Origin of the sequence: Microbacterium sp. NPDC058062, assembly GCF_042885375.1 — a bacterium.
In the GTDB taxonomy this organism is placed as follows: domain Bacteria; phylum Actinomycetota; class Actinomycetes; order Actinomycetales; family Microbacteriaceae; genus Microbacterium; species Microbacterium trichothecenolyticum_C.
Genome location: NZ_JBHVSC010000004.1, coordinates 240,623 through 265,244 on the forward strand (window position 1 = coordinate 240,623; position 24,622 = coordinate 265,244).

The 24,622-nt window shown below is 69.7% G+C and carries 23 protein-coding genes; 12 read left to right on the forward strand and 11 right to left on the reverse strand.

Annotated elements, in window-relative coordinates:
• Positions 1-5: 5 nt before the first annotated feature.
• From ACFVSU_RS14455 to ACFVSU_RS14480, 6 genes are read right to left on the reverse strand one after another with little or no spacing between them, the layout of a single operon-like run.
• Positions 6-1,646 carry a sulfatase gene (locus ACFVSU_RS14455; RefSeq protein WP_387144147.1) on the reverse strand — a complete coding sequence of 547 codons (1,641 nt, stop codon included), beginning with the start codon at positions 1,644-1,646 and terminating at the stop codon, positions 6-8.
• Between the two features lie 11 nt (positions 1,647-1,657).
• Positions 1,658-3,418, reverse strand: coding sequence for a sulfatase (locus ACFVSU_RS14460; protein ID WP_387144150.1), 1,761 nt, complete (start codon positions 3,416-3,418; stop codon positions 1,658-1,660).
• Positions 3,419-3,446: 28 nt separating this feature from the next.
• Entirely contained in the window at positions 3,447-4,313 is an 867-nt protein-coding gene (locus tag ACFVSU_RS14465) for an ATP-binding cassette domain-containing protein (RefSeq protein ID WP_387144153.1), read from the reverse strand.
• Positions 4,310-6,151, reverse strand: a complete 1,842-nt coding sequence (locus ACFVSU_RS14470) for an ATP-binding cassette domain-containing protein (protein WP_387144156.1) — start codon at positions 6,149-6,151, stop codon at positions 4,310-4,312. The genes ACFVSU_RS14465 and ACFVSU_RS14470 overlap by 4 nt, the downstream gene beginning before the upstream one ends.
• Positions 6,148-7,089, reverse strand: a complete 942-nt coding sequence (locus tag ACFVSU_RS14475) for an ABC transporter permease (RefSeq protein ID WP_387144159.1) — start codon at positions 7,087-7,089, stop codon at positions 6,148-6,150. Before ACFVSU_RS14475 ends, ACFVSU_RS14470 begins: the two co-directional genes overlap by 4 nt.
• Positions 7,090-7,146: 57 nt before the next feature.
• Entirely contained in the window at positions 7,147-8,703 is a 1,557-nt protein-coding gene (locus ACFVSU_RS14480) for an ABC transporter substrate-binding protein (protein ID WP_387144162.1), read from the reverse strand.
• Between the two features lie 181 nt (positions 8,704-8,884).
• On the opposite strand from ACFVSU_RS14480, the gene ACFVSU_RS14485 reads away from it, so the two are divergent.
• Genes ACFVSU_RS14485 through ACFVSU_RS14505 form a run of 5 tightly spaced genes read left to right on the forward strand, consistent with a single transcriptional unit; the run spans position 8,885 to position 11,846 of the window.
• Entirely contained in the window at positions 8,885-9,481 is a 597-nt protein-coding gene (locus ACFVSU_RS14485) for a PadR family transcriptional regulator (protein ID WP_387144165.1), read from the forward strand.
• Complete coding sequence (locus tag ACFVSU_RS14490) at positions 9,459-10,469, forward strand: formylglycine-generating enzyme family protein (protein ID WP_387144168.1); 1,011 nt, start codon at positions 9,459-9,461, stop codon at positions 10,467-10,469. The genes ACFVSU_RS14485 and ACFVSU_RS14490 overlap by 23 nt, the downstream gene beginning before the upstream one ends.
• Positions 10,466-11,167, forward strand: a complete 702-nt coding sequence (locus ACFVSU_RS14495) for a TetR/AcrR family transcriptional regulator (RefSeq protein WP_387144171.1) — start codon at positions 10,466-10,468, stop codon at positions 11,165-11,167. The genes ACFVSU_RS14490 and ACFVSU_RS14495 overlap by 4 nt, the downstream gene beginning before the upstream one ends.
• Positions 11,164-11,520, forward strand: a complete 357-nt coding sequence (locus ACFVSU_RS14500) for a YidH family protein (protein WP_387144174.1) — start codon at positions 11,164-11,166, stop codon at positions 11,518-11,520. Before ACFVSU_RS14495 ends, ACFVSU_RS14500 begins: the two co-directional genes overlap by 4 nt.
• Positions 11,517-11,846, forward strand: a complete 330-nt coding sequence (locus ACFVSU_RS14505; RefSeq protein ID WP_387144177.1) for a DUF202 domain-containing protein — start codon at positions 11,517-11,519, stop codon at positions 11,844-11,846. The genes ACFVSU_RS14500 and ACFVSU_RS14505 overlap by 4 nt, the downstream gene beginning before the upstream one ends.
• Here the strand turns inward: ACFVSU_RS14505 and ACFVSU_RS14510 are convergent.
• From ACFVSU_RS14510 to ACFVSU_RS14520, 3 genes are read right to left on the reverse strand one after another with little or no spacing between them, the layout of a single operon-like run.
• The gene (locus ACFVSU_RS14510; RefSeq protein WP_387144180.1) at positions 11,836-12,303 is read right to left on the reverse strand and encodes a heme-degrading domain-containing protein; all 468 of its coding nucleotides are present in this window, start codon (positions 12,301-12,303) and stop codon (positions 11,836-11,838) included. The genes ACFVSU_RS14505 and ACFVSU_RS14510 overlap by 11 nt on opposite strands.
• On the reverse strand, positions 12,303-13,220 hold the full coding sequence (locus ACFVSU_RS14515) for a TolB family protein (RefSeq protein ID WP_387144183.1): 918 nt from the start codon (positions 13,218-13,220) through the stop codon (positions 12,303-12,305). The genes ACFVSU_RS14510 and ACFVSU_RS14515 overlap by 1 nt, the downstream gene beginning before the upstream one ends.
• Entirely contained in the window at positions 13,220-14,251 is a 1,032-nt protein-coding gene (locus tag ACFVSU_RS14520) for a Gfo/Idh/MocA family protein (protein WP_387144185.1), read from the reverse strand. The genes ACFVSU_RS14515 and ACFVSU_RS14520 overlap by 1 nt, the downstream gene beginning before the upstream one ends.
• A gap of 158 nt (positions 14,252-14,409) precedes the next feature.
• Here ACFVSU_RS14520 and ACFVSU_RS14525 point away from each other — a divergent pair, with 158 nt between their 5' ends.
• A complete protein-coding gene (locus ACFVSU_RS14525) occupies positions 14,410-15,942 on the forward strand; it encodes an ABC transporter substrate-binding protein (RefSeq protein ID WP_387144188.1) in 1,533 nt (510 codons plus the stop codon).
• Between the two features lie 92 nt (positions 15,943-16,034).
• Here ACFVSU_RS14525 and ACFVSU_RS14530 read toward each other — a convergent pair whose 3' ends face one another.
• Positions 16,035-16,694, reverse strand: coding sequence for a TetR/AcrR family transcriptional regulator (locus tag ACFVSU_RS14530; RefSeq protein ID WP_387144192.1), 660 nt, complete (start codon positions 16,692-16,694; stop codon positions 16,035-16,037).
• A gap of 269 nt (positions 16,695-16,963) precedes the next feature.
• Complete coding sequence (locus ACFVSU_RS14535) at positions 16,964-18,235, reverse strand: ammonium transporter (protein WP_387144195.1); 1,272 nt, start codon at positions 18,233-18,235, stop codon at positions 16,964-16,966.
• Positions 18,236-18,503: 268 nt separating this feature from the next.
• On the opposite strand from ACFVSU_RS14535, the gene glnT reads away from it, so the two are divergent.
• Genes glnT through ACFVSU_RS14565 form a run of 6 tightly spaced genes read left to right on the forward strand, consistent with a single transcriptional unit; the run spans position 18,504 to position 24,619 of the window.
• Positions 18,504-19,874, forward strand: a complete 1,371-nt coding sequence (gene glnT / locus ACFVSU_RS14540; RefSeq protein WP_387144198.1) for a type III glutamate--ammonia ligase — start codon at positions 18,504-18,506, stop codon at positions 19,872-19,874.
• A 39-nt stretch (positions 19,875-19,913) separates the two neighbouring features.
• The gene (locus ACFVSU_RS14545; protein WP_387144201.1) at positions 19,914-20,855 is read left to right on the forward strand and encodes a glutamine amidotransferase; all 942 of its coding nucleotides are present in this window, start codon (positions 19,914-19,916) and stop codon (positions 20,853-20,855) included.
• Complete coding sequence (locus ACFVSU_RS14550; protein WP_387144204.1) at positions 20,852-21,553, forward strand: protein glxC; 702 nt, start codon at positions 20,852-20,854, stop codon at positions 21,551-21,553. The genes ACFVSU_RS14545 and ACFVSU_RS14550 overlap by 4 nt, the downstream gene beginning before the upstream one ends.
• A gap of 25 nt (positions 21,554-21,578) precedes the next feature.
• Positions 21,579-22,904 carry an FMN-binding glutamate synthase family protein gene (locus ACFVSU_RS14555; protein ID WP_387144207.1) on the forward strand — a complete coding sequence of 442 codons (1,326 nt, stop codon included), beginning with the start codon at positions 21,579-21,581 and terminating at the stop codon, positions 22,902-22,904.
• A 4-nt stretch (positions 22,905-22,908) separates the two neighbouring features.
• Positions 22,909-23,475 carry a HutD family protein gene (locus ACFVSU_RS14560; protein ID WP_387144210.1) on the forward strand — a complete coding sequence of 189 codons (567 nt, stop codon included), beginning with the start codon at positions 22,909-22,911 and terminating at the stop codon, positions 23,473-23,475.
• A gap of 10 nt (positions 23,476-23,485) precedes the next feature.
• On the forward strand, positions 23,486-24,619 hold the full coding sequence (locus ACFVSU_RS14565) for an FAD-dependent oxidoreductase (RefSeq protein WP_387144213.1): 1,134 nt from the start codon (positions 23,486-23,488) through the stop codon (positions 24,617-24,619).
• Positions 24,620-24,622 lie beyond the last annotated feature (3 nt).

Below are 24,622 nucleotides of genomic sequence, written 5' to 3' on the forward strand. Positions count from 1 at the left end.
TGCGGTCAGACCGGCACCGGGACGCGGACCGGGATGTCGTCGCTCGGCGCGAATCCGATGCGCCAGGCCTTCACCCAGATGGGCTGACCGACGGCCACCGGCCCCGTGTACAGGTTCCAGCTCCGCCCGTCCGGGGCGGGGAGCCCGATCTCGCTCTGGAAGCTCGACGGCTCGGCCGCCGATGCGGGCTCGTCGGGCGTCCAGCCGAGCAGCGTCCCCGGCGTCGTCGCCCGCAGCGACAGCACGCCGGCTTCGAGCGCCACCTCGGGCGGCTCCGTGGCCGGGCGTCGGCCGCCGGGACGCCAGCGCTCCTCGAGGTCGCTCTCGGGGATCGCGCCCAGGTCGCCGTACTCGAGGATCCAGGAGTCGAGCGCGGCGCGGAGGCGCTCCAGGTCGTCGAGGTGCGCCGGTTCGGCCGCCAGGTTTACGGTCTCGTGCGGGTCAGCGAGGATGTCGTACAGCTCCTCCGAGGGCTTGGACTGGGCGACGACAGCGCGCTGCGCGGCAGTCATCGCCGAAGGCAGTTCGCCGCGGGCGCGCTGCTGACATTCGTCGGAGGCCAGCCGGCGGAAGGCGGCCCAGGTCGGCAGCCGATCGGGGTACTCGGTGTGGATCATCGCCGGCTTGTCGGGGAAGTAGTTGCGGATGTAGCGGAACCGAGGGTCCCTCACCGTGCGCGACCGGTCATCTGCTTCGCCCTGGCGGTCACGCCCGCCGAACGTGAACTCGTTCGGCTGCGGTCGCAGCGCGCCCTCGCCGCCGAACAGCGCCACGCCCTGCATCGCCTCGGGGACCTCGAGTCCGGCGAGAGCGAGCATCGTGGGCGCGAGGTCCATCGTGTGGACGAGGTCGGTGACGCCGGCACCGGTCGGGAGGCGATCCGGCCAGCTCACGATGAGCGGCTCGCGCAGCCCCGCCTCGTTCGGCCACCGCTTCGCGCGCGGCATGCCCTTGCCGTGGTCGCTCCAGAACACGACGATCGTGTTCTCGAGGACGCCATCCTCCTCGAGCTCCGCCACCAGACCGCCCACCCAGTGATCCATCTCGGTGATGAGATCGCTGTATCGCGCCCACGCCGTGCGGAAGACCTCGTCGTCCGGGTAGTACGGGGGCAGCGGTGCGTCGGCGGGCAGATGCCGATCGGCCTCGGCGACGTGGGCGGTGGCCGCGGCGAACGCGTCGTCGTCCAGATACAGCTGCGACTCATGCGTCGCCATCCCGTGGAACATCGCGAAGAACGGCGTCTCGGCCGTGGGCCGGTTGCGCCAGTGCGCCTCAGGACTGCAATCGTCGAACACGATCTCGGGCAGGTCGACCTGGAAGTCCGTGAACCAGTTGTTGGTGCAGTAGTAGCCCGCCGCGCGCATGATCTCGGGCAGGAGCCGCACATCCGGCGGCGGCACGGCCTTGGATCGCATGTGCATGGTGCCGATCGACGTCGGGAAGCACCCGGTGATGATCGCGGACCTCGCCGGCGCGCAGATCGGCGCTGCCGCGAACGCGTTGTCGAAGCGCACGCCCCGCCGGGCGAGTGCGTCGAGGTTCGGCGTGCGGGCATACTCCGCGCCGGGCCAGACGCCCGCGTAGCACCCGAGGTCCGGGTTGATGTCGTGCGTCGAGATCCAGACGATGTTCGGGCGCCGCATTCCCGGGATCGTCACGAGACCACCGCCGGTGCGGCGACGAGTGCAAGGTCATCGGCCACGGCGACCAGCGTGCCGGCGTCGATGGCTCCGGCCGCGGCCATGCCGAGGACGCTGGCCCACGGCGTCGCCGTGATGAGCTCGGTGGTGACCAGCCAGGGCATGTGCTCCACCAGCACGGCATGCGTGGCCTCATCCGCCAGCAGTTCGTGCACCGGCGTCTCCAGCAGCTCGAGCGCGGGCAGCTCACTGCGACGCGGCAGCGGCACGGCGATCGCCTGCGCCCGCTGCGCGTCGCGACGCGCGCGGAGGTGCGACTCGTCTGCGTCGCCGTGGGCCGGGAGCCCGAGCCGCACGTACACGCTTTCCGGCGCATCGTTCTCGCGCAGCAGCTCGAGCAGGAGCGCGATCATCTCCCGCTCGACCGCGTCATCGGCGATCGGGGTCGTCTGCGCGGGATCCGTCTCGAGATCCCAGAGCAGCGTGCCGTGTTGCCATGAGTTGATCCGGAATCCGGACATCGCGTCGATCCGCATGGTGCGCAGGCCCTTGGTGAACGCGAACGGCTCGGCGGGCTGCCAGTCCGTGAGCTCGTCCACGGCGAACCGGCTGCGCATGTGCGTCGGCATGAGGGTGTAATCCTCGATCGGGCCGTTCGCGGCATCCGTGCTGGCCCGCATGTACACGTGGCGTCCGTCGGTGACGTTGACGTGGCCGCCGTGGATGCCGAAGAGCGCGCCCTTCTTCCCCTCGCGCAGCGCGAGGTCCTGGCCGAGCATGTCCGGCGTCGGCTCGAGGCCGAAGAACCGCAGCATCGTGGGCGCGATGTCGATCGTCTGGGCGAGCTCGCCGCGACGGGTGTCGGCATCGCCGGTGCGGGGGTCCCAGAGGAACATCGGCAGGCGCACCAGCTCGTTGAACCACGGCTGCACGGACTTCGCCCACCACCCGTGCTCCCCCAGGAGGAACCCGTGGTCGGTGTTGACGAGGAGCATCGTGTCGCCCCACATGTCGTGGTCGTCCATGTAGTCGAGCACGCGTCCCAGCGAGAAGTCGCACATCGACACCAGCGCGGCGTACTCGCGCCGGGCGTGCTCGACCTGGTCCTCGCTCTCGATCAGCTTGCTGTACCCGGGCCAGTCGAACTCCGGCCCGTCGTAGTCGTGGGCGTAGAGGTCCTTGTACTTCTGGTGGGTGAAGAACGGCTCGTGCGGATCGAACAGCTCGATCTGCAGCATCCATCTGTCCGCATGGATGTTCGTGTCGAGGAACTCGATGCCCGCGTCGACCGTGCGCGTCTGCGTGTGCTCCTCCTCCGTCGTCATGTAGCGACGGTTCACCGCGTCCTGCGTCTTCAGCGTCGCCGGGAAGCGCACGCCGCGGAGCGCATCGGCGTCGCCCTTCCAGTTGTCGCCCTCCTGCCCGCGGAAGAACTCCCACGTGTTGTAGCGGGTGTGGTAGGTCCCGCCGCCGTCCTCCCAGTAGTGCTGGTGATCGCTCACCAGGTGGGTGTGCACACCGGCCTCCTTCAGCATCTCCGGCATGGAGTCGTCGAAGGGCTCGAGCGGACCCCAGCTGCGGTGCAGGAAGTTGTAGCGCCCGGTGTGCATCTCGCGCCGTGCGGGCATGCACGGCATCGAACCGGCGTAGAAGTTGTCGAACGTCGCCGCCTTCTGCGCGAGGCGCGCGAAGTTGGGGGCGTCGACGAACGTGTCGGCGTACGGATGCAGCATGTGCCGGTTGAGGCTGTCGAACATGAGGATGATGGCGCGCATCTGCGTCTGGCTCCTGAGGGTCGTGCGGTCACACCGCGATGGTGACGGTGCTGGTCGATTCGCGGTTCTGGCGGGCGAGGAGGGCGTGCCTCTCGGCGCGGCGCTTCGCCTGCAGGCGTGGGTGCGGCACCGGCGCCGCCAGGAAGAGGCGCTGGGTGTACGGGTGCTCCGGCCGAGCCGTGACCTGGTCGGCGTCGCCCCACTCGACGATCTCGCCCCGGTACATGACCGCGACGCGTCGGCTGAGGTGGCGGACGACCGCGAGATCGTGCGACACGAACAGGTACGCGACGCCGGTGCGCTCCTGGATCTCCTTGAAGAGTTCGAGCACGCGCGCCTGGGTCGAGAGATCGAGCGCCGAGACCGGCTCGTCGCACACGATGAGGCGGGGCTGCAGCGCGAGAGCTCGCGCGATGGCGACGCGCTGCCGCTGGCCCCCGCTGAACTCGCGCGGCAGGCGCTGCCCCGCGTTGCTGGGCAGCCGGACCTCGTCGAGGAGGTGTCGCACCCGGGCGCGTGCCTCCTTGACCGGGACGTCGCGCACCGTGAGCGGCTCCATGAGGATCTGCTCGATCGTCATCGACGGGTTGAGCGAGGTGTACGGGTCCTGGAACACCACCTGGATCTCGTCCCCGAGCGCACGGCGCGCCTTCGTCTGCAGCTTCGAGATGTCGCGGCCGTCGTAGGTGATGGTGCCGCCGGTCACGGGCGCGAGCCCGAGCAGCGCACGGCCCAGGGTCGTCTTGCCCGACCCCGACTCCCCGACGAGACCGACCGTCTCCCCCGGCTCGATGTCGATCGAGACCCCCTTGAGAGCCCGGAACGGCTTCTTGCGGAACCCCTTCGCGGGGTACTCCACGACGAGGTCGCGGATGTCGACCAGCTTCTCGGTCACTTCAGCACTCCTTCCGAGGCGCGCGCGAGGTCGGCATCGACCTCGACGACCTCCAGCGGCTCGAGCCCCTCCGGCCCGATCTCCTCGAGCACCGCATCGAACAGCGACTGCGTGTACGGGTGCTCCGGGCGGGCGAAGATGTCCTCGACGGGGCCGGTCTCGACGATCCGGCCGGCGCGCATGACCGACACCGTGTCGCAGAGGTCGGCCACCACCCCGAAGTTGTGGGTGACGAGGATCATGCCCATGTTCAGCTCGGTCTGCAGGCTTCGCAGCAGATCGAGGACGTCGGCCTGGACCGTGACGTCGAGCGCGGTGGTCGGCTCGTCGGCGATCAGCAGGTCGGGGTTGCACGAGACGGCACCGGCGATGAGCACGCGCTGGGCCATGCCTCCCGAGATCTCGTGCGGGTACGCGGCGAACGTCCGCTCGGGCTGGGGGATGCCGACCCGGCTCAGCAGCTCGAGCGCGCGCCGCTTGCCCTCTTTCCTGCTGATGCCGAGCTTCTGGCGCATCGGCTGCACGAGCTGGCTGCCGATGGTGAACGACGGGTCGAGGTTCGACATCGGCTCCTGCGGGATGTAGGCGATCTTCAGTCCACGAAGCCCGCGCATCCTGCTGGTCGACAGCGGGGCGAGATCGACACCCTCGAACTCGATGGATCCGGCGACGATCCGGCCACCCTCCGGAAGGAGGCGCAGCACCGACCACGCGGTCTGCGTCTTGCCCGAACCGGACTCGCCGATCAGACCGTGCACCTCTCCGCGGTGCACGGTCAGTGACACGTCCTCGACCACGGTCTTGACCGAGCCGTCGTCCTGTCCGTAGCCGACCGCCAGACCCTTCACATCGAGCAGCACCTCCGCGTCGGCGAAGCGACTGCCGCTGTGCCGCGCGACCGGCTCCGACGTGATCTCGACCGGAGCGGCGGCCTGCTTGCGCGGGGAACGTCGCGGCGAGCTGCTGCGCTCCAGCGTGTCGCGGAGGGAGTTGGCCAGGAGGACGAGCGACATGCACGTCAGGCCGATCGCGAGGCTGGGCCAGAGCATCAGGACCGGGTTGGTGTAGATGTTCGCGAAGCCCTCGGAGAGCATGCTGCCCCACGTGGGCATGGACAGATCGCCGAGGCCGAGGAATTCGAGCCCGGCCTGGATCGCGATGGCGACGCCGGCGACGAACGAGGCCTGCACGAGTGCAGGGCCGCGGACGACGGTCAGGATGTGCCGTCCGATGATGCGGCCGTCGCTGAGTCCGGAGACCCGCGCGGCGTCGACGTACAGCTCGTCGCGCACGGCCGAGACGGTCGAGTACACGAGGCGATAGAACGCCGGGGAGAGCAGCGCTCCGAAGATCGCCATCGAGGTCCACATCGACGGGCCGAGCACCGCACGCGCGGCCAGCAGCACGACGATGCCGGGCAGCGCCTGGATGAGTCCGACGACCCAGGACGAGGCCCCCTCGAACCACTTGCCGTAGTAGCCGGCGATGAGACCGCTCGTCACGCCGAGGATCGCGGCGACGACCAGGGCGAGGGCGGCACCGGCGATGCTGAAGCGGGTGGCGTACAGCATCCGTGAGAAGACGTCGCGGCCCGCGCTGTCGGTGCCCATCAGGTGCTCGGGCGAGATCGGCCCGAGCACGTTCGCCGCGGACGCCACGTCGGGGTCGTACGGCGCCAGGAGCGGCCCGAAGATCGCGACGAGCACGACCAGCACGAGGAACGAGAGTGAGGCGACGGCGATGGGCTTGCGGACGAGGCGACGGAACAGCGAGCGCGACGAGCGGGTCTTCGCGGCCTGGATCTCGTCGGTGAGATCCCCTGCGAGCGGATCGATCATGACAGACGCACCTTCGGGTTGAGCCAACCTTGCGCGAGGTCGACGAGGAGGTTGAGGATGACGACGAGGATCGCTGTCGCGATGACCAGGCCCATCACGAGCGGGATGTCGCCCTGCGAGGTGGCGGTGACCGCCACCTGCCCCATTCCGGGGATCGCGAAGATCTGCTCGATGATGACCGCGCCGCCGAGCAGACCCACGAAGTGGACGCCGAGCACCGCGAGTCCCGGGCCGGCCGCGTTGCGCAGGACGTGCTGGAGGACGACGGTGCGTCGGCTGAGCCCCCTGCTTTCGAGGGTGCGCACGTAGTCGTGGCGGAGCGAGTCGAGCATCGAGCCGCGGATCTGCTGCGTGACGGCGGCGATGCCGCCCAGTGACAGCGCGATGACCGGCAACGTGATGGAGGCGAGCCAGCCGGCGGGCGAACTCGCGAACTGGACGTACCCGGTCGGGTTGAACCACCCGAGGTTGATCGCGAAGACGAGGACGAGGCCCATGGCGATGAGGAAGGCCGGAATGGCGGTGCCGACCAGCGAGAGCACCTGCACCACCGAGTCGATCCACCCGCGCCGGGTTGCCGCGAGCACACCGAGGATCACGGAGACCACGGCGATCAGGATGGTGGCGCCGAACACGAGCGACAGCGTGACCGCGAGACGACTGAGGATGGCGTCGGTCACCGGCTGGCTCGTGAACCACGAGGCGCCGAAGGAGCCCTGGAACACGCCCGCCGCCCAATCGGCGAACTGCGTCAGCAGCGGCTGGTCGAGCCCGAGCTCGTGCGCCTTCTGTGCGACCGTCTCCGGCGAGGCGTCCTCGCCGAGCAGCCGGCGGGCGATGTCGCCGCCGCCCGCGTAGAGCAGCAGGAAGGCGATGACGCTGATGGTCAGCACCAGGAGGATGCCCGAGACCACGCGTCGGGCGATGAACGAAAGCATGTCGTATTCCTTCGAACGGCCGGGTGGAGGCCGCGCGGCGACCTCCACCCGGTGACGTCATCCCTTGGGGACGAAGTTCCAGAGGTACGGGTAGGCGTTCCCGGTCTGCGTCTGCACCGATGTGTTCGCGTCGGTCGCGTACGTCTGCTGGGGCCGGTACAAGGGCGCGAACCACGCTTGCTCGACGATGTACTGGTTCAGCTCCTGCGCGGCCTTCGCGGCCTCGTCCTCGGAGCCGGACTGGATCGTCGCAGCGAGCTCGGAGACCTTCGGGTCCTCGGTGTGGAACGGGTTCCACCCCGCGGTCGGCAGCAGGTCGAGGGTCAGGGTCTCCCACGACGACGGCGCGGCCTTCAGCTGCATGACGGTGCTCGCATACTTCGCGGCGAGCAGATCGGCCAGGAAGCTCGTCGGCGCGACGTTCACTTCCTCGACCTTGATGCCGATGTCGCCGAGGTACTGCTTGGTCAGCGCATAGGTGGCGGGGGTGAATCCGGACGACGTCGGCATCGTCAGCGTGATGTCGCCGTCGCCGTAGCCGGCCTCGGCGAGGAGGTCCTTCGCCTTGTCGGGGTCGTACGTGTAGTACTGGTCCGCGTCCGCGTCGTAGCCGGAGGAGTCCGGCGAGAAGATGGACGACGTCACGTCGCCGTACCCCTGTCCGACCGCCTCGAGCATGGCGTCGCGGTCGAAGGCGTAGTTGATCGCCTGCCGGACGCGCACGTCGGCGAGCTCGGGCGCGATCGCGCCGTCGCGGTCGAACAGCAGCAGCCCGAAGAAGTTCAGCTGCTGCCCGTTCGCGGTGTACTTGGCGGCCTCGATCTGGCTGATCATCGAGTTGTCGGTGAGCGGTGCGCCGTTGATCTGCCCACCCTTGATGGCGTTGAGGATCGCGGTCGGCGTGGAGTAGACGTTCATCACGAGCTTGGCGTAGTGCTGCTGCTCAGGGGCGAAGTAGTCGGGGTTCTTCGTGAACACGTACGTGGACCCGACGACGGTCGCGCCCTTGTCGAGCACGTACGGTCCGGTGCCCACGGGGTTGGTCTGCTCGTCCGCCGCGCCGAAGGTGGCGGGACTCTGCTGCAGACCGGGGTTCTGCGTGAGGAACGACAGCAGCGACGGGTTCGGGGCGCTCAGCGTGAGCTCGAGCGTCGTCGCATCGATCGCCTTGGCGTCCGCGAGGGTCGCGAGGTACGCCTTCTGCGGCGAGGTGCCGTCGCGGAAGCGCAGGAGGTTCTGGGCGGCCACCGAGGCATCGAACTTCGTGCCGTCGGTGAATTCGACGTCGTCGCGCAGCGTCATCGTGAGGACGGTGTTGTCGTCGTTGTACGACCACTCCGTCGCCAGCCAGGGCTGCACCGTGCCATCGGGGTCGGCGTGGAGCAGCGTGTCGTAGACCGCCTGAAGGTACGGCGACTCGTTCGCCCACGCGGACTTGTTCGCAGCGAACGTCGTCGAGGCCACGATCGTGCCGATCGTGAGCGTGCCGTCACCGGAGGCGGCGCCGCTGCCGGCGGTGCCTCCCGACGCGGTGCCCGCGCACCCGGACAGGGCTGCTGCCGCGATCGCTGTCGCCGCTATCGCGGTCGCCCAGCGCTTCCTGAAGTTGAACATCGATGTCTCTTCCGGTGCCGTGCGGTCCTCCATGGACCGACCTTGCGGCGAAGGTAACAGGATTCGGGGAACTATTCAACAAGTTGAGTAAAAAAGTCTCCATTTGTGGAATACTTGACTCAGGCCGAAGCGCGGCGGATCTAGGCTGATCCGCAATCGGCCGATAGCTGAAGGAGCTGCCGTGAAGCTGGAGCATCTGCTGCTGGGAATCCTGCTCGTCAAGCCGCGGACGGGTTACGACCTCTCGCGGTACATGGAGATGGAGGGCGTCTTCATGCGCCCGCGCACGCAGATGAGCCAGGTCTATCGATCGCTCAGCCAGATGGCGGATCGGGGCTGGGTGGCGTACACCGTCAGCAGCCGCCCCGGAGCCCAGGACGCCAAGATCTACACGGCGACCGAACTCGGGCGCGAGGTCTTCATGAAGTGGCTCGTCAGCCCCTACGAACCGGTGATCGAGCAGGTCAACTTCGAGTTCCGGGCCCGCGTGTTCTTCTCGGGCTTCCTCGGCGAGGAGTCGCTCATCCAGCTGCTCGACACCGAGATCAACGCTCGCCGACGGCAGATCGCGAAGTACCGCTACCGCGACCGCACGATCGAGGCCGACCCGAACGCTGCGTTCGACGTCGAGTTCGTGACGGAGGTCGAGGACTTCATGCACGAAGGCGGAGCGGCGTCGATGGATCTCATGGTGGCGAACCTCGAGCGCCTGCGGGAGGCCGTCCAGCGGCGCCTGAGCGAGAAGGAGAGCGTCGATGACGAACGCCTCCGAGCCTGACTCCGGCTGCGGCGCCGCCTGCGCGTGCGGCGCGCCGGGCCGATCGCAGTTCGTGACGCTCTCCGCACCGTCGGCGTCATCTTCCCGCGCGGCCGGTGGTCGGCACACGGTCGAGCAGGCGCACGTGCCGGCAGGCGTGTTCACGATGGGCGACTCGTCGGGCGACCGCAACCCGGGTGATGGCGAGACCCCCCTGCACGACGTCGACCTCGACGGCTTCGACATCGACGCGACCACGGTGACCAACGACGACTTCGCACGCTTCATCGAATCGACCGGGTACCGGACCGAGGCGGAGACGTGGGGCTTCTCGGCCGTCTTCCACCTCGCCGTGGACGCCGACTCGGACGACATCATCGGGAGCGCCGCGGGCACTCCCTGGTGGAGAGGCGTGCGGGGTGCCGACTGGGCGCACCCCGGAGGTTCGCGCACCTCGCTCGACGGCCTCGGCGATCACCCGGCCGTCCACGTCAGCTGGAACGACGCCGTGGCCTACTGCGCGTGGGCAGGGCGCCGCCTCCCGACGGAGGCGGAGTGGGAGTACGCCGCCCGTGGCGGGCTCGCGGGGGCGAAGTATCCGTGGGGAGACACCGAGGTCGACGCCGGCGGCTGGCGGGCGAACATCTTCCAGGGTGAGTTCCCGCACCGCAACACCGTCGAGGACGGCTGGCCGACGACGGCCCCGGTCCGCTCGTTCGAGCCGAACGGCTACGGGCTCTGGCAGCCCGTCGGAAACGTCTGGGAGTGGTGCGCCGACTGGTTCGACCCGCGCTACTACTCGCGGTCCCCCGCACGGGAACCCCGGGGTTCGTCGCGCGGGCAGGCCCGCGTGCTCCGCGGCGGCAGCTACCTCTGCCACAGCTCGTACTGCAACCGGTACCGCAACTCGGCCCGCTCCTCGAACACGCCCGACTCGTCGATGGGCAACGCGGGCTTCCGTACGGTCTCGCTCCGACCTGGCGGTGCCGGAGACGAGGCGGGCGCATGACCGAGGAGGTCGCGCCGGCGGGCTGCGACCCGAAGCCACAGGAGTCCACCCGGCGAGCGCGGGGACCGTACAGCAAATCGTCCGAGACGCGGCAGCGCGTAGTCGAGGCCGCCGTCGTCGAGTTCGCGGAGAACGGATACAACAGCGGCTCCACCCAGCGCATCGCCTCACGCGCCGGCCTCTCGTCTGCGCAGATCTTCTACTACTTCCCCAAGAAGGAGGATCTGCTGTACGCGGTGCTCGACCACCGCGACGTCGTCTCGGACGAGATCGTCGCGGCGGGTTCGGGAAGGCCGGAAGACGCACCCGAGACGATCCTGCAGATCGCGGCCGCCAATGAGGCGATCCCCGGCTTCATCAGCCTCTACATGATCCTCTTCGCCGAATCCACGACTCCGCGGCATCCCGGCAGCGACTACTTCCGCGCTCGCTACCGGCGCCTCCGGCGCAGTTTCGCCGAGGCGTTCCGCGAGATGGAGGATGCCGGGATGCTGCGCCCCGGCGTCGATGTCGACTACGCGGCGATCTCCACGCTGGCGTCGTGGGACGGCATCCAGCTCCAATGGATGCTCGAGCCCGCGGAGATCAACGTCGTCGAGCACCTGCGACGGCACCTGGGCCAGATCCTGATCCCCGGCGCCGCGTCGGGGTCGGATGGACCGATCGCGACGGATCGCGACAGCGGGTCGACCGCATGAGCAGATTCCCCCGTGCGCTCTATTCGCGCGGCGAAGAGCCGGACCCGCGGTTCACCCTGGCGAACGAGCGCACGTTCCTCGCCTGGATCCGCACGGCGCTCGCGCTCCTGGCGGGAGGCGTCGCCCTCGAGGTGCTCGGCCTCGATCTCCACCCGCAGCTGCGGCTCAGCGCCTCGCTGGTGCTCATCGTCGCCGGCCTGCTGACCCCCGCGCTCGCGTGGATCGGCTGGTTCCGCACGGAAGCGGCCATGCGCGCAGGCACACCGCTGCCCGCATCCCCGCTCGGTCCGGCCCTCGCGATCGCGGTGACCGCTGCCGGCATCCTGGTGACCCTCGCGGTGCTGCTGAAGTGAGCGGGCCGTGGGATGCGGGACTCCAGCCGGAGCGGACCGAGCTGGCGTGGCGCCGCACGGCGCTGTCCATCGCGGTGATCTCGCTGGTGGCGATCCGTCTGCTCCCGGCCGAGCTGGGATCGTGGCTGTGGGCCGCGCCCGGCATCGTCGGCGTCATCGTCTCCGCCGCCCTGTGGCGGGCGGCGAAGAGTCGTCAGAGGGCGACCGTGGAGGCGCTCCGGCGAGGCGCCGGCCATGAGTTGCCGGATGCCTGGCTGCTGCTCATGCTGGCAGGCGTCACCACGCTGGTGGGCGTCGGCGGCGTCCTGCTGCTGATCACCTGGTGAGCGTCGCGCGGATCGCCTCGACGGCGAGCGCGTGATCCTCCTCGGACGACAGCCCCGACAGCGTCAGCGCGGCGACGACGCCGGCACCGCGCACCCGGATGGGCACCGAGCCCCCGGTCACCGCGTAGTCGCTGGCTGCCAGCCACCCGACGGCGGTGGGGTCGTAGCCTGCGGCCGCCATCCGCGCGGCGAACAGCGCCGAGCTCGTCTCGAACCGGAACACCACCGCGCTCTTGCGCCGGATCCAGTCCTCCTGATCCACGGTGACGCCGGGCAGCGCGCTGCGGAACAGGATCATCCCGTTGACACGGCGGATGTCGACGGCCACCCCGTGCCCGCGTTCCTCCGCGAGCGCGCGCACCGCGCTGCCCAAGCGCCACGCTTCATCCGTGCCGAACTCGTCCCAGACGAGCTCGGCCTCTTCCGCCTCCCGCACGGCGACGAGATCCTGTTCCATCACTCCTCCTCGCCGTTGCCGGCGCTTCCGATCGGGTAGTCCACGTAGGCGAAGCGGGTGCCGTCGGGCGACCAGCTGTTGACGTTGATGGTTCCCTGGCCGCCGAACAGCTCGACCGCGACCCGACCCCGGGTCCAGGCATCCGTCTGCGAGATGTCATCCACCACCCGGAGCTGTACAGGCAGGTCGGCGGGGTGGCCCTCGGTGCCGACAGGAAAGCTGAGGTACACGGCGCGGGTGCCCGTGGGGTCGATGTGCGGGAACCAGTTGACCCGTTCGTCGAAGGTCAGCTGCTCGAGCCCTGTGCCATCCGGACGGATGCGGGCGATCTGCGCGTGCCCGGGAGCTTCGGTGAACCGCTCGGTGTTGAAGAAGACCCACTCGCCGTCGGGCGCATACTCCGAGCCGTCGTCGGGCCCGCGGCCATCGGTGAGCGCCGCATCCCACGACCCCGATGCATCGATCACGCGGATGGTGCCGCTGTCCCAGCCGTTCGCGGGGTTCAGCGCCACGTACGCCAGATGCTCGCCATCCGGGCTCACGCCGTGGAGGAAGTGCCAGTGCGGATTGCCGTTCGGCGTCACCTTCCGCACCGCACCGGTCGTGAGGGACGCCGCGTAGAGGTGGCCGTCGTTCGCCGACACGTAGATGGTGTCGCCGTCAGGTGCGAGCACGTGGTCGTTGTTGAGCTCCGGCAGCTTCTCGATCGGCATCGCAGCCGGCGGGGCAGAGCCGTCGGCGGGCATGCGCCAGAGGATCCCGTCGCCGTTGAGGATCAGGTCGCCGCCAGCCGTCCAGTTCGGCGCCTCGAGGAGAGTCTCGCGGTCGACGTGCACCACCCTGCTCTCGCCCGACGTCACGTCGTACACGTGGACGCGCGCGACCTGCCCGTCGGCGAGCGTGCGTGCCCACGCCATCAGCGCGCCCCCAGCTGCCGGCGGGCCTCGTCGATCGTCGCGATGATCGACACCGTCTCGGCGTGCGTGTGCAGCGGGGACTCCGCCCGGCCTTCTCCGATGCAGCGGGCGAGCGCGGTCGCCTCCCAGGCCAGCCCGTCCATGAGCCCCACCCCGGTGGGATCACGCCAGACGACGGGCTCTTCGAAGAGATCGTGCGAGCGCAGGGCGATCGCGGTCGGGATGTGGAACGGCCCTTCGATGTCGATCCGCGCGGCCGTGCCGCAGATCGATGCGACGGTCGGCGTGCGCGTGAGGATCGACGTCATCAGCGTGGACTGCTCCTCGCCGTGGCCGAGCACGACGGTCGAGGTCGCGTCCACCCCCGACCGGGTCAGCGAGCCGACGGCGGTGATCGACGACGGCTCGCCCAGCACCATCGAGTCGAGCTGGATCGGATAGATGCCGAGATCCAGCAGCGCACCGCCGCCGGTCCCCGGCAGCAGCAGCCGATGATTCGGGTCGTCGGCGAGCGGCTGGCCGTGGTCGGCGATGACGCTGCGGACATCGCCGATGATCCCCTCGTCGATGACGCGACGGATCATGCGCGTCTGCGGCAGATACCGCGTCCACATCGCCTCCATGAGGAAGACGCCGGCGGCACGCGCTGCGTCCACCAGCTGCTGCGCGTCGGCGGCGCTCGTCGCGAGCGGCTTCTCCATGAGCACGTGCTTGCCGGCGGCGATCGCGCGCAGTCCGAGCGACAGGTGCTCGCTCTGCGGTGCCGCGACGTAGATCACGTCGACGCCGGGATCATCGAGGAGCGCGTCGACGCTCGAATGAGCGGTCGGGATGCTGTGCGCCTGGGCGAAGCTCTCGGCCTTGGCCTGGGCGCGCGCGGCGACGGCGACCACGTTCTGCGCGGTGTGCTTCTGCACGGCGGCGACGAAGAACCCCGCGATCCAGCCGGCACCGAGGACGCCCCAGCGCAGCGCCGGTTCGCCCCTCTCGGGAAGGAACAGCTCCGGTTCGGGCAGGGATCTGGGCAGCATCGACACTCCTTCGGTCATCGGCGACGCGATGACTTTAGCATCGTAAAAGATTCCTCGACAACCGACGAAGTAATCTTTGACAATGTTCAAAACAAGCTGATAGCTTCTCCGGCCATGGCGATCCACTGGCGGATCACCTCCACGAGAAGGGACCAAGGATGTTCCGTTGGAAGGCCACAGCAGCCCTCGCGATCATCGCTTCGCTCACCCTCGCCGGCTGCGCCGGCGGAGAAGGCGCCGGCGGGGCCACGAGCGACTCGGGGCGCGCGGAGAGACTCACGCTGATCGCGATCGCGTCACCCACGAGCTACGACGTCGGCCAGGGCGCCGAGTACGGCAACCGCAGCGTGTTCTTCCAGGCGGTGTTCGACACGCTGCTGCAGAAGGACGCCGCCGGAGAGATCATTCCCTGGCTGGCGACGGACTGGGAGTACAACGACGACAGCACGGTGCTCACGCTCACCCTGCGCGACGACGTCGAGTTCAGCGACGGCACCGCACTGGATGCCGACGCCGTGGTCGCCAGCCTCGAGCGCTTCCGTGACGGGACGGCCCCGCAGGCGGCGACCTTCGCCGGCAAGGAGTTCGAAGCCGTCGACGCGACGACGGTCACCATCACCCAGCCCGCACCCGACCCCTCCCTCATCAATCTGCTGTCGATCGCACCCGGCCTGATCCAGGCCCCGTCCAGTTTCGACGACCCTTCGTCGGCGACCTCCCCCGTCGGTTCGGGCCCGTATGTGCTCGACAGCGCGGCGTCCGTCACGGGAACGACCTACGTCTACACGGCGAATCCGGACTACTGGAACCCCGACGCCGTCCACTACGACAACCTGACCATCAACGTCATCGACGATCCGACTGCCGCCCTCAACGCGATGAAGGCCGGCGAAGCGAACGGGCTGCCGCTGGTCAACAACGATGCGATCGACGAGGTGTCGGCGTCGGGCTGGGAGGTCGCCTCCAACGAGCTCGACTTCCACGGCCTCATCCTGCTCGATCGCTCCGGCGCGATGGCACCGGAGCTCGCCGACGTCAGGGTGCGGCAGGCCATCAACATGGCTTTCGACCGCGAGGCACTGCTGGGCGTCTTGCAGGCCGGCTACGGAACCCTCACGGAGCAGGTGTTCCCGGCGACATCGGTCGGCTACGACGAGGCCCTCGACAGCACGTACGAATACGACCCCGAGGGCGCCAAGAAGCTCCTCGCCGAAGCGGGCTACCCCGACGGCTTCAGCCTCGCCATGATGTCGACTCCGGCGTTCCAGACGACGTTCGACCTCGTCGCACAGCAGCTGGCCGACATCGGGATCACGGTCGACTACACCGACCCCGGCGCCGGCAACTTCATCACCGACATGCTCGCCCCGAAGTACCCGGCCACCTGGATGTCACTCGAGCAGAACCCCGACTGGCAGGCGATCAACTTCATGATCGCCCCCGAGGCGACCTTCAACCCCTTCCATTCCCAGGACCCGCAGGTCGACGACTACATCTCGACCATCCAGCTGGGCACGCCGGAAGAGGCGGAACAGGCCACGAAGGACCTCAACGCCTACATCACGGACCAGGCGTGGTTCGCGCCGTGGTACCGCAAGCAGGGCAGCTTCGCGCACGACAACGCCACGGCGGTGGCGATGTGGCCGACCAACTCCTACCCGTCGCTGTTCGGGTTCTCCCCTGCGAACTGATCAGCGGCACGACGGCCCCGGCGCGACATCGCGCCGGGGCCGTCGTGTGCGTTCCCGACTCCGCGGTTGCTGCGCACCGTTCGGGCGGTGGGTCACGTGGACGCGGCGATGCCCTTGCGGAGCGAGGCCAGCTGCGGCACCGACTCGTCGCTCAACCGCACAGCCGGGTCGTCGGCCAGCGACCGCAACGCCTCGACGGCGCCCGCGAGCAGGGCGACGGCATCGATCCGCTCGTCGAGCAGCGCCTGCAGCTGCACGCCGTCCGACACGGCGATGAGCCGCTGCGCCTCGTCCGCGGGATCGAGGTCGGCCGGGATGAAGCCGGCATCCTGCTCCACGGTGATCGCCTCCGCGATCTGCTGTGCGACGCGCTCGTAGCGCTCGCGGAAGAACGCGTGCGCCTCGTGGTCGGGCGCGACGGCCTCGGCGGCGAACGAGTGCAGCAGGTGCACGAACCCGGGCACGTAGAGATTGAGGCGCACATGCTCGACGAGGAAGTCCAGAGGCCGGTCGGGCAGGGCGTCGACGGCGCGCGCAGCCTGGGTGTCAGCATCCCATCGCTCGATGACGGCCTGGAGCAGTCCGTCGCGCGAGCCGAAGTAGTAGACGAGGTGCGCGGCCTCGACGTCGCTCTCGCGCGCGATCTCGCGCAGGCTGAGCCGCCGGAAACCGGCCCCCGCGATGGCATGCATGGCCGCCGCGAGCATCTCGTCGCGCCGCGCCATGCCCTTCGCATACGACGGTTGCCTCATGTGCCCACCCTACGGGCGGAGCGCGGCCGTGTGCGTCTGCCGGGGCCGGAAGACCGGCCCCGGACGCGAGCACAGAATCGGAGGATCTGCACGACACGCCGTGCCGAGGCATCCGCAACCGGCGCGTCGCCCGAGTCCTCCGATGCTGTGCGCCCGCGCCGGGGTCAAGAAGTGCGAAGGGGCAGGTTTCCGCACACCGTGATGTGCGGGAACCTGCCCTTTCGTGACTCCAGCGGGCCGGGGACGGATGCTGCGCCCCGGCGCCGGCGTCAGGCCGGCTGCTTCTCGTCCAGCACGTAGCCCGTCTCGCCGTGCTCGGCGAGGTCGACACCGGCGACCTCGTCCTCGTTCTTGACGCGGAACCCGAGGGTCTTGTCGATCACGAAGCCGATCACCAGCGTGAGGACGAGCGAGTAGCCCAGCACCGCGAAGGCGGCGATCGCCTGGACGATCAGCTGCGTGCCGTCACCGCCCATGAAGAGGCCGGTGCCGGTGGCGAAGAAGCCGAGGTACAGCGTGCCGATGAGGCCGCCGACGAGGTGGATGCCCACCACGTCGAGCGAGTCGTCGAAGCCCCACTTGTACTTGAGCTCGATGGCCAGGGCGCAGAGCGCACCGGCGACGAGGCCGAGCACGATCGCCCAGATCGGGGTGAGCGCGGCACAGGCCGGGGTGATCGCGACGAGACCCGCGACGGCACCCGACGCGGCGCCGACGGAGGTGGGCTTGCCGTCCTTGAGCTTCTCGACCACGAGCCAGGCCAGCAGTGCCGCGGCGGTCGCTGCGATCGTGTTGACGTAGACGAGGGCTGCGGTGCCGTCGGCGGCGAGCTCGGAGCCGCCGTTGAACCCGAACCAGCCGAACCACAGCAGGCCCGCGCCGAGCAGCACGTACGGCGGGTTGTGGGGTGTGTGGACGCCCTTCTTGAACCCGACGCGCTTCCCGAGCACGAGCGCGAGGGCGAGCGCTGCGGCACCGGCGTTGATGTGCACCGCGGTGCCGCCGGCGAAGTCGATGACGCCGACGCCGAAGACCTCCTGCAGGCCGTAGGTGATCCAGCCGCCGTAGGCGAAGCTGCCGTCGTCGGCGAGCCCGAAGTTGAAGACCCAGCTGGCGACCGGGAAATACACGACCGTCGCCCACACGCCGGCGAACAGCATCCAGGATCCGAACTTCGCGCGGTCGGCGATGGCGCCGGAGATCAGGGCGACCGTGATGATCGCGAACGTGGCCTGGAAGGCGACGAATGCCATGGGCGGGTAGGCCGCCCCCTCGGGCACCTCGATGACGCTCTCGAGCCCGATGGCCGACCAGTCGATCGACCACGGGGCGACGAGGCCGTCGGAGCCCGGGAACGCGATCGCATAGCCGTAGATCACCCACAGCACGCCGATGAGCCCGGCGGCGCCGAACGTCATCATCATCATGCTGATGACGCTCTTCGCTTTGACGAGGCCTCCGTAGAAGAAGGCCAGACCGGGCGCCATCAGCAGCACGAGTGCTGCCGACAGCAGGATGAAAGTGGTGTTTCCCTGATCCATGACGCGAGCCTCTCTGCAGGCGGCCGCGGGAGGGACCGCCGGGTTGCGGTGCACCTGTGATCTGCGCCTGCGGACAGATCACTGCCGTGCAACCCATTTTCTTCACACGCAACTCAACGGCGATTTCTGCCGCGTGAACCTTGCGTGACATCGAGTGAGACCGGTTTTACGTGCGCGAAACATAGGCGACACCTCCCCGGCGTCCACGGGTTGTTACTGTCAATCAACACGCTTCACCAACAGTCAACCCGACCTGAGGAGAACCGCCATGACCCTTCCCGCTCTCGCCGGGGGTGACGTCGTCACCCTCCCCACCGCACCGCAGTCGCTGCGCGATCGCGCGCTGGCGGACGACATCCGCTTCATCCTCGCGGTTTTCGTCGACCTGAACGGCAAGCCCTGCGCCAAGCTCGTGCCCGTCTCTGCCGCCGACGAGCTCGAGGCCGGCGAGCTCGGCTTCGCGGGCTTCGCCGCCGGCCTCATCGGTCAGCGCCCCCACGACGCCGACCTGATCGCCGTCCCCGACCTCGACTCGTACGCGCCCATCCCGTTCGTGCGCGAGGGACTCGCGATCGTCCACTGCGACCCGTACGTCGACGGCGAGCCGTGGCCCTACGCGCCGCGCGTCATCCTCAAGCGCGCGCTCGCCCGCCTCGCCGAGCGCGGTCTGTCGGCCAAGGTCGGCGCCGAGGTCGAGTACTTCCTCGTCGACCGTTCCGAAGACGGCACGCTGACCGCGGCCGACGCCAAGGACGAAGGCCTGCGCTCCTGCTACGACGCCCGCGGCGTCACGCGCATGTACGACCACCTCGCGGCCGTCAGCGACGCGATGAACGCGCTCGGCTGGGGCAACTACGCCAACGACCACGAGGACGCCCCCGGCCAGTTCGAGCAGAACTTCAAGTACGACGAAGCCCTCGTGACGGCCGACCGCGTCATCACGCTGCGCTACCTGATCGGCATGCTCGCCGAGCAGCGGGGCATGACGGCGACGTTCATGCCGAAGCCGTTCAGCGACCGCGCCGGCAACGGACTGCACTTCCACCTGTCGCTGTGGAACGACGACGACGCCCCGGTGTTTCCCTCCGCGGCCGACGAGCGCGGCCTCGGGCTCTCGGAAGTGGCGTACTCGTTCGTCGCGGGCATGCTGGACCACGCCCCGGGGCTGCAGCTGTTCCTGGCGCCGAGCGTCAACTCCTACAAGCGCCGCGGCGCGACGACGAGCGCCTCGGGCGCGACGTGGTCGCCGAAGCACGCGACCTACGGCGGCAACGACCGCACGCACTTCATCCGCGTGCCCGATGCGAACCGCATCGAGCTGCGCGCGGCCGACGGCTCGGCGAACCCGTACCTCGCCCTCGCGGCCGTGGTGCACGCCGGCCTCGACGGCATCGACCGTGCGGCCGACCCCGGCGCACCGTGCGGACCCGGAGAGTTCCGCGAGACCTCGGCCGTGCTCCCCCGCACCCTCCTGCACGCGGTGCAGTCGCTCCGCGACGACGCCGTGCTGCGCGGCGCGCTCGACGACGGTGGCCACGGGGTCGGCGAGTACTTCGCCGACGCCAAGGAGGACGAATTCCTCGGCTGGCACAACACCGTCACCGAGTGGGAGCTCGACCGCTACCTCACGGCGTACTGAGCGCCGCGGCATCCGTTTTTCGAACGAAAGGAACCACCCATGTGCGGAATCGCTGCACTGCAGATTCGCAACCCCGCGCTGCGCGGCGAGCTCGGCGGCCTCATGCACGGCATGCTGTGCGAGATCGTCGAGCGCGGCCCCGACTCGGCGGGCCTCGCCCTCTACGGCTCGGATCGGCTGACCCCCGAGGGATCGTCGGCGATCACGGTGATCACGGATGCCGACCCCGCGGTTCTCGCGGCGGATCTGCGCGCGCACCTGCCGGAGGGAGCGGAGCCGACGGTCGTCGCGTACGCCGAGTCGGTGCTCGTCAACGCCGAGGTCGAGGCATCCGTGCTGGAAGCCGCCGTGCGCGCCGCGCGTCCCGGTGAGAGCATCATCGGCCGCGGCTCGAACGTGGCCGTGCTGAAGGGCGTCGGCCACCCGGTCGCGCTCGCCGAGGTTTACGGACTCACCGGGATCAGCGGCACGCAGGCTCTGTCGCACACCCGCATGGCGACCGAGTCGGCCGTGACCGCCGTCGGCGCCCACCCGTTCACCGTCGCCGAGGACCTCTGCCTCGTGCACAACGGCTCGTTCAGCAACCACGCCTCGATCCGCCGGTGGCTGCGCGCCGAGGGCGTGGAGTTCGACAGCGAGAACGACTCGGAGGTCGCGGCCCGCTTCATCGCATGGCGCATGGGTCACGGCGACGACCTGACGACCGCGCTCGAGGCGCTGCAAGGCGTGTTCGACGGGTTCTACACGCTCGTCGTCACCACCGCCGACAGCATGGCGGTCGTCCGCGACCCCATCGCGTGCAAGCCGGCGATCATCGCCGAGACCGACGACTGGATCGCGATGGCGTCGGAGTACCGCGCCCTCGCGGGCCTGCCGGGCATCGAGGACGCCCGCATCTTCGAGCCCTCGCCCGGCGTCGTCTACACCTGGACCATCACCACCGGGGCGCTCGCGCCCGTCCTGGAAGGAGCAGCCCGATGACCCTCATCGCCCCCGCTACACCTGTGACCTCGGTCGACCTCGCCGACGCGAGCGTCCGTCAGCTCAACCAGCTGCTGCACGACGCCGGCGACGGCGACGCGTTCGTCGTCTCCTCGCCCGTCGGCAGCCACAACATCGCGGTCGGCATCACCGCCGACATCGACGTGACCGTCGAGGGCGACGTCGGCTACTACTTCGCCGGCATGCACCAGACGGGCACCGCGACCGTGCACGGAAGCGCCGGGGTCGGGCTCGCGGAGAACATCATGTCGGGCGTCGTGCACGTGACCGGCGATGCCTCGCAGTCCACCGGCGCGACCGGCCATGGCGGGCTCGTGATCGTCGACGGCAACACCGGCGCCCGCTGCGGCATCTCCATGAAGGGCGTCGACATCGTCGTGGGTGGCAGCATCGGCCACGCGTCGGCCTTCATGGCGCAGGCCGGCCGCCTCGTCGTCTGCGGCGACGCCGGCGAGGCCCTCGGCGACTCGATCTACGAGGCCCGCCTCTACGTGCGCGGCGAAGTCGCGTCGCTCGGCGCCGACTGCGTCGAGAAGGAGATGCGCCCCGAGCACCTCGCCGAGCTCGCCGAGCTGCTCGAGCGCGCCGGCCGCCCTGAGCGGCCCGAGGAGTTCCGCCGCTACGGCTCGGCGCGCAACCTGTACCACTTCAAGGTCGACAACGCCGGCTCGTACTGACCCTTCGCAACACCTGGAGCACACCATGACCCAAGATCTCGCCGCGCTCGGCCTCCGCGAATCCGCGACCTTCGACCGCGCCACCATCGCCGACATCCAGCGCGCCGCCGACACCGGCATCTACGACATCCGCGGGTGGGGAGCCAAGCGCGCACTCCCCCACTTCGACGACCTGCTGTTCCTCGGGGCGAGCATGTCCCGGTATCCGCTCGAGGGCTACCGCGAGAAATGCGCCACCGACGTCACCCTCGGCGCGCGCAACGCGCTGGAGCCGATCCACCTCGACATCCCGGTGACGATCGCCGGCATGAGCTTCGGCGCCCTGTCCGCCAACGCCAAGGAGGCGCTCGGCCGGGGCGCGAGCGAGGCGGGCACGTCGACGACCACCGGCGACGGCGGCATGACGCCCGAGGAGCGCGGCCAGTCCAAGACGCTCGTCTACCAGTACCTGCCGTCGCGCTACGGCATGAACCCCGACGACCTGCGCAAGGCCGACGCGATCGAGATCGTGCTCGGCCAGGGCGCCAAGCCCGGCGGCGGCGGGATGCTGCTCGGCCAGAAGATCACCGAGCGCGTGGCGGGCATGCGGACGCTCCCCGTCGGCATCGACCAGCGCTCGGCGAGCCGCCACCCCGACTGGACCGGACCCGACGACCTCACCATCAAGATCGCCGAGATCCGGGAGATCACCGACTGGCGCAAGCCCATCTACGTCAAGATCGGCGCCTCGCGGCCGTACTACGACACCGCGCTCGCGGTGAAGGCGGGCGCCGACGTCGTCGTGCTCGACGGCATGCAGGGCGGCACCGCCGCGACGCAGCAGGTGTTCATCGAGCACGTCGGCATTCCGACGCTCGCGGCCATCGGACCCGCGGTCGCCGCGCTGCAGGAGCTCGGCGTGCACCGCACCGGCGTGCAGCTGATCGTGTCGGGCGGCATCCGCAACGGTGCCGACGTCGCGAAGGCGCTGGCATTGGGAGCGGATGCTGTGGCCATCGGCACTGCGGCCCTGATCGCCCTGGGCGACAACGACCCGCGCTACGCCGATGAGTACGCGAAGCTCGGCTCTGCGGCCGGCTTCTACGACGACTTCCAGGACGGACGCGACCCCGCCGGGATCTCGACGCAGGATCTGGAGCTCTCGGCCCGCCTCGACCCGGTCGCCGCCGGACGCCGGCTCGCGAACTACCTCCGCGTGCTCACCCTCGAGGCGCAGACCATCGCCCGCGCGTGCGGCAAGTCGCACGTGCGCAACCTCGAGCCCGAGGACCTGGTCGCCCTCACTGTCGAGTCCGCGGCGATGGCGGGCGTGCCGCTGGCCGGCACATCCTGGATCCCCGGGCGCAGCTGACGCCATGTCCCTCGACCTGGGCGCACTCGCTGACTTGGATGTGGTCACGCCCGCCGACGCCTCGCCGGAGTCGTGGGCGAACGGCCTCGGCGTCACGCGGGTGCTCGCGAAGCGCCTCGCGTGGCGGCTGAGCATCGCGGAGCTGCGGGGACGGATGCCGTTCTCGGCGTTCCCCGGCATCGACCGCGTGCTCATCCCGCTGAGTGCGCCCACGGTCACCCTGGCGGTCGACGGCGTCGAGCGACGGGTGACGCGGGAGCGCGGCATCCGTTTCCGCGGCGAGGCCCGCGTCGTCGCGACCGCAGATCGCGGCGGCGTCTCTGTCGTGAACCTCATGGTCAAACGCGGGCTCGCGGAACCGGCGTACCGCGTCGAACTGCACCGCGGCACGGTGCGCGTCGATCCGACGGCGACCCTCACCGTGCTGCTGGCCGGAGCGGCGACGGTCGACGACCTGCCGCTCCCGCCCGGCGCCCTCCTGCAGAGCCCGCGCGAACGCCGCATCGTCTGCGATTCCGCGCTCATCGCGCGTTTCGACCTCACCCCGTCCGGCGACGAGCCGCACACCTGAAAGGCCCTGAATGTCCACTCACCCGATCGCGATCATCGGTGCCGGCCTCGCGGGCGCCGCCACGGCGTGGCAGCTCGCCCGCCGCGGACATGACGTCGTCATCCTCGAGCGCAGCGTTCCCGCGAGCGAGTGGGGCAGCTCGCACGGCTCAGCGCGGATCCTGCGCTACACCTACCCCGACCCGTTCTACACCGGGCTCATGGTCGAGGCGCGGCGCGGCTGGGACGAGCTCGAGGGTCTCCGCGGCGAGCGCCTCATCACGCCGACCGGCTCGCTGGACTACGGCGCCACCCGCGACCCCGCGGCGCTCGCGAGCGTGCTCGCCGGCGCGGGCATCGCCCACGAACTGCTCACCGCCGCCGAGGCCGGCGACCGCTGGGCGGGCTTCGCGTTCGACGGCCCGGTGCTCTGGCACGAGAACGCCGGCGTCATCGACGCCGAGGAGACGGTGAAGACGATGGTCACCCTCGCGGTCGCCGCGGGTGCGGACCTGCGGCAGAACTGGGCGGCCGCCCGCGTGCTGCCGCACGGGGACGACTACCTCGTCGAGTCGGAGTCCGGTGACTCGGTCGTCGCGTCGCAGGTCGTCGTGGCGGCGGGCGGCTGGCTGCCGGCGCTGCTCGGCGGACTCGGCTTGCCGCAGGAGGCGCTCGACGCGTTCCCGAGGCTGGAGGTGCGGCAGGAGCAGGCGCTGCACTTCCCGTATCGCGACCGCGAAACGGTGTGGCCGACCTTCATCAACAAGCGGTCCGACATCCAGGTGTACGGTCTGCCGGGCGGACGCGACGCGGACTTCCGCGGGCAGAAGGTCGCCGAGTACAACGGCGGCCGCGTCATCGGCTCGGCGCTCGAGCACGACCGCGTCGTCGACCCGGCGCGCCGCGAGCGCCTCGTCCAGTACGTCGCCGAGGCCCTGCCCGGGCTCGTGCCCGAGCCGTACGCCGAGACGACGTGCCTGTTCACGAACGCTCCGGCCGATGAGTTCATCATCGACCGCGTCGGCGGCGTGACCATCCTGTCGCCGTGCTCCGGCCACGGCGCCAAGTTCGCGCCCCTGCTGGGCGAGCTCACCGCGCGTCTCGTCACGGGCGCCGACTCGGGGGTCGCGCGGTTCCGCCCGCTCGCGGCCCTGGCCGGCGCATGAGCG

What these genes read in the sequence shown, in the direction of transcription:
- ACFVSU_RS14455 (WP_387144147.1), bottom strand. Translation starts at nt 1,646, where the DNA reads ATGCGGCGCCCGAACATCGTCTGGATCTCGACGCACGACATCAACCCG.
- ACFVSU_RS14560 (WP_387144210.1), top strand. Translation starts at nt 22,909, where the DNA reads ATGTCCCTCGACCTGGGCGCACTCGCTGACTTGGATGTGGTCACGCCC.
- glnT (WP_387144198.1), top strand. Translation starts at nt 18,504, where the DNA reads ATGACCCTTCCCGCTCTCGCCGGGGGTGACGTCGTCACCCTCCCCACC.
- ACFVSU_RS14500 (WP_387144174.1), top strand. Translation starts at nt 11,164, where the DNA reads ATGAGCAGATTCCCCCGTGCGCTCTATTCGCGCGGCGAAGAGCCGGAC.
- ACFVSU_RS14525 (WP_387144188.1), top strand. Translation starts at nt 14,410, where the DNA reads ATGTTCCGTTGGAAGGCCACAGCAGCCCTCGCGATCATCGCTTCGCTC.
- ACFVSU_RS14495 (WP_387144171.1), top strand. Translation starts at nt 10,466, where the DNA reads ATGACCGAGGAGGTCGCGCCGGCGGGCTGCGACCCGAAGCCACAGGAG.
- ACFVSU_RS14480 (WP_387144162.1), bottom strand. Translation starts at nt 8,703, where the DNA reads ATGTTCAACTTCAGGAAGCGCTGGGCGACCGCGATAGCGGCGACAGCG.
- ACFVSU_RS14515 (WP_387144183.1), bottom strand. Translation starts at nt 13,220, where the DNA reads ATGGCGTGGGCACGCACGCTCGCCGACGGGCAGGTCGCGCGCGTCCAC.
- ACFVSU_RS14520 (WP_387144185.1), bottom strand. Translation starts at nt 14,251, where the DNA reads ATGCTGCCCAGATCCCTGCCCGAACCGGAGCTGTTCCTTCCCGAGAGG.
- ACFVSU_RS14470 (WP_387144156.1), bottom strand. Translation starts at nt 6,151, where the DNA reads ATGATCGATCCGCTCGCAGGGGATCTCACCGACGAGATCCAGGCCGCG.
- ACFVSU_RS14530 (WP_387144192.1), bottom strand. Translation starts at nt 16,694, where the DNA reads ATGAGGCAACCGTCGTATGCGAAGGGCATGGCGCGGCGCGACGAGATG.
- ACFVSU_RS14460 (WP_387144150.1), bottom strand. Translation starts at nt 3,418, where the DNA reads ATGCGCGCCATCATCCTCATGTTCGACAGCCTCAACCGGCACATGCTG.
- ACFVSU_RS14535 (WP_387144195.1), bottom strand. Translation starts at nt 18,235, where the DNA reads ATGGATCAGGGAAACACCACTTTCATCCTGCTGTCGGCAGCACTCGTG.
- ACFVSU_RS14545 (WP_387144201.1), top strand. Translation starts at nt 19,914, where the DNA reads ATGTGCGGAATCGCTGCACTGCAGATTCGCAACCCCGCGCTGCGCGGC.
- ACFVSU_RS14510 (WP_387144180.1), bottom strand. Translation starts at nt 12,303, where the DNA reads ATGGAACAGGATCTCGTCGCCGTGCGGGAGGCGGAAGAGGCCGAGCTC.
- ACFVSU_RS14565 (WP_387144213.1), top strand. Translation starts at nt 23,486, where the DNA reads ATGTCCACTCACCCGATCGCGATCATCGGTGCCGGCCTCGCGGGCGCC.
- ACFVSU_RS14550 (WP_387144204.1), top strand. Translation starts at nt 20,852, where the DNA reads ATGACCCTCATCGCCCCCGCTACACCTGTGACCTCGGTCGACCTCGCC.
- ACFVSU_RS14555 (WP_387144207.1), top strand. Translation starts at nt 21,579, where the DNA reads ATGACCCAAGATCTCGCCGCGCTCGGCCTCCGCGAATCCGCGACCTTC.
- ACFVSU_RS14490 (WP_387144168.1), top strand. Translation starts at nt 9,459, where the DNA reads ATGACGAACGCCTCCGAGCCTGACTCCGGCTGCGGCGCCGCCTGCGCG.
- ACFVSU_RS14475 (WP_387144159.1), bottom strand. Translation starts at nt 7,089, where the DNA reads ATGCTTTCGTTCATCGCCCGACGCGTGGTCTCGGGCATCCTCCTGGTG.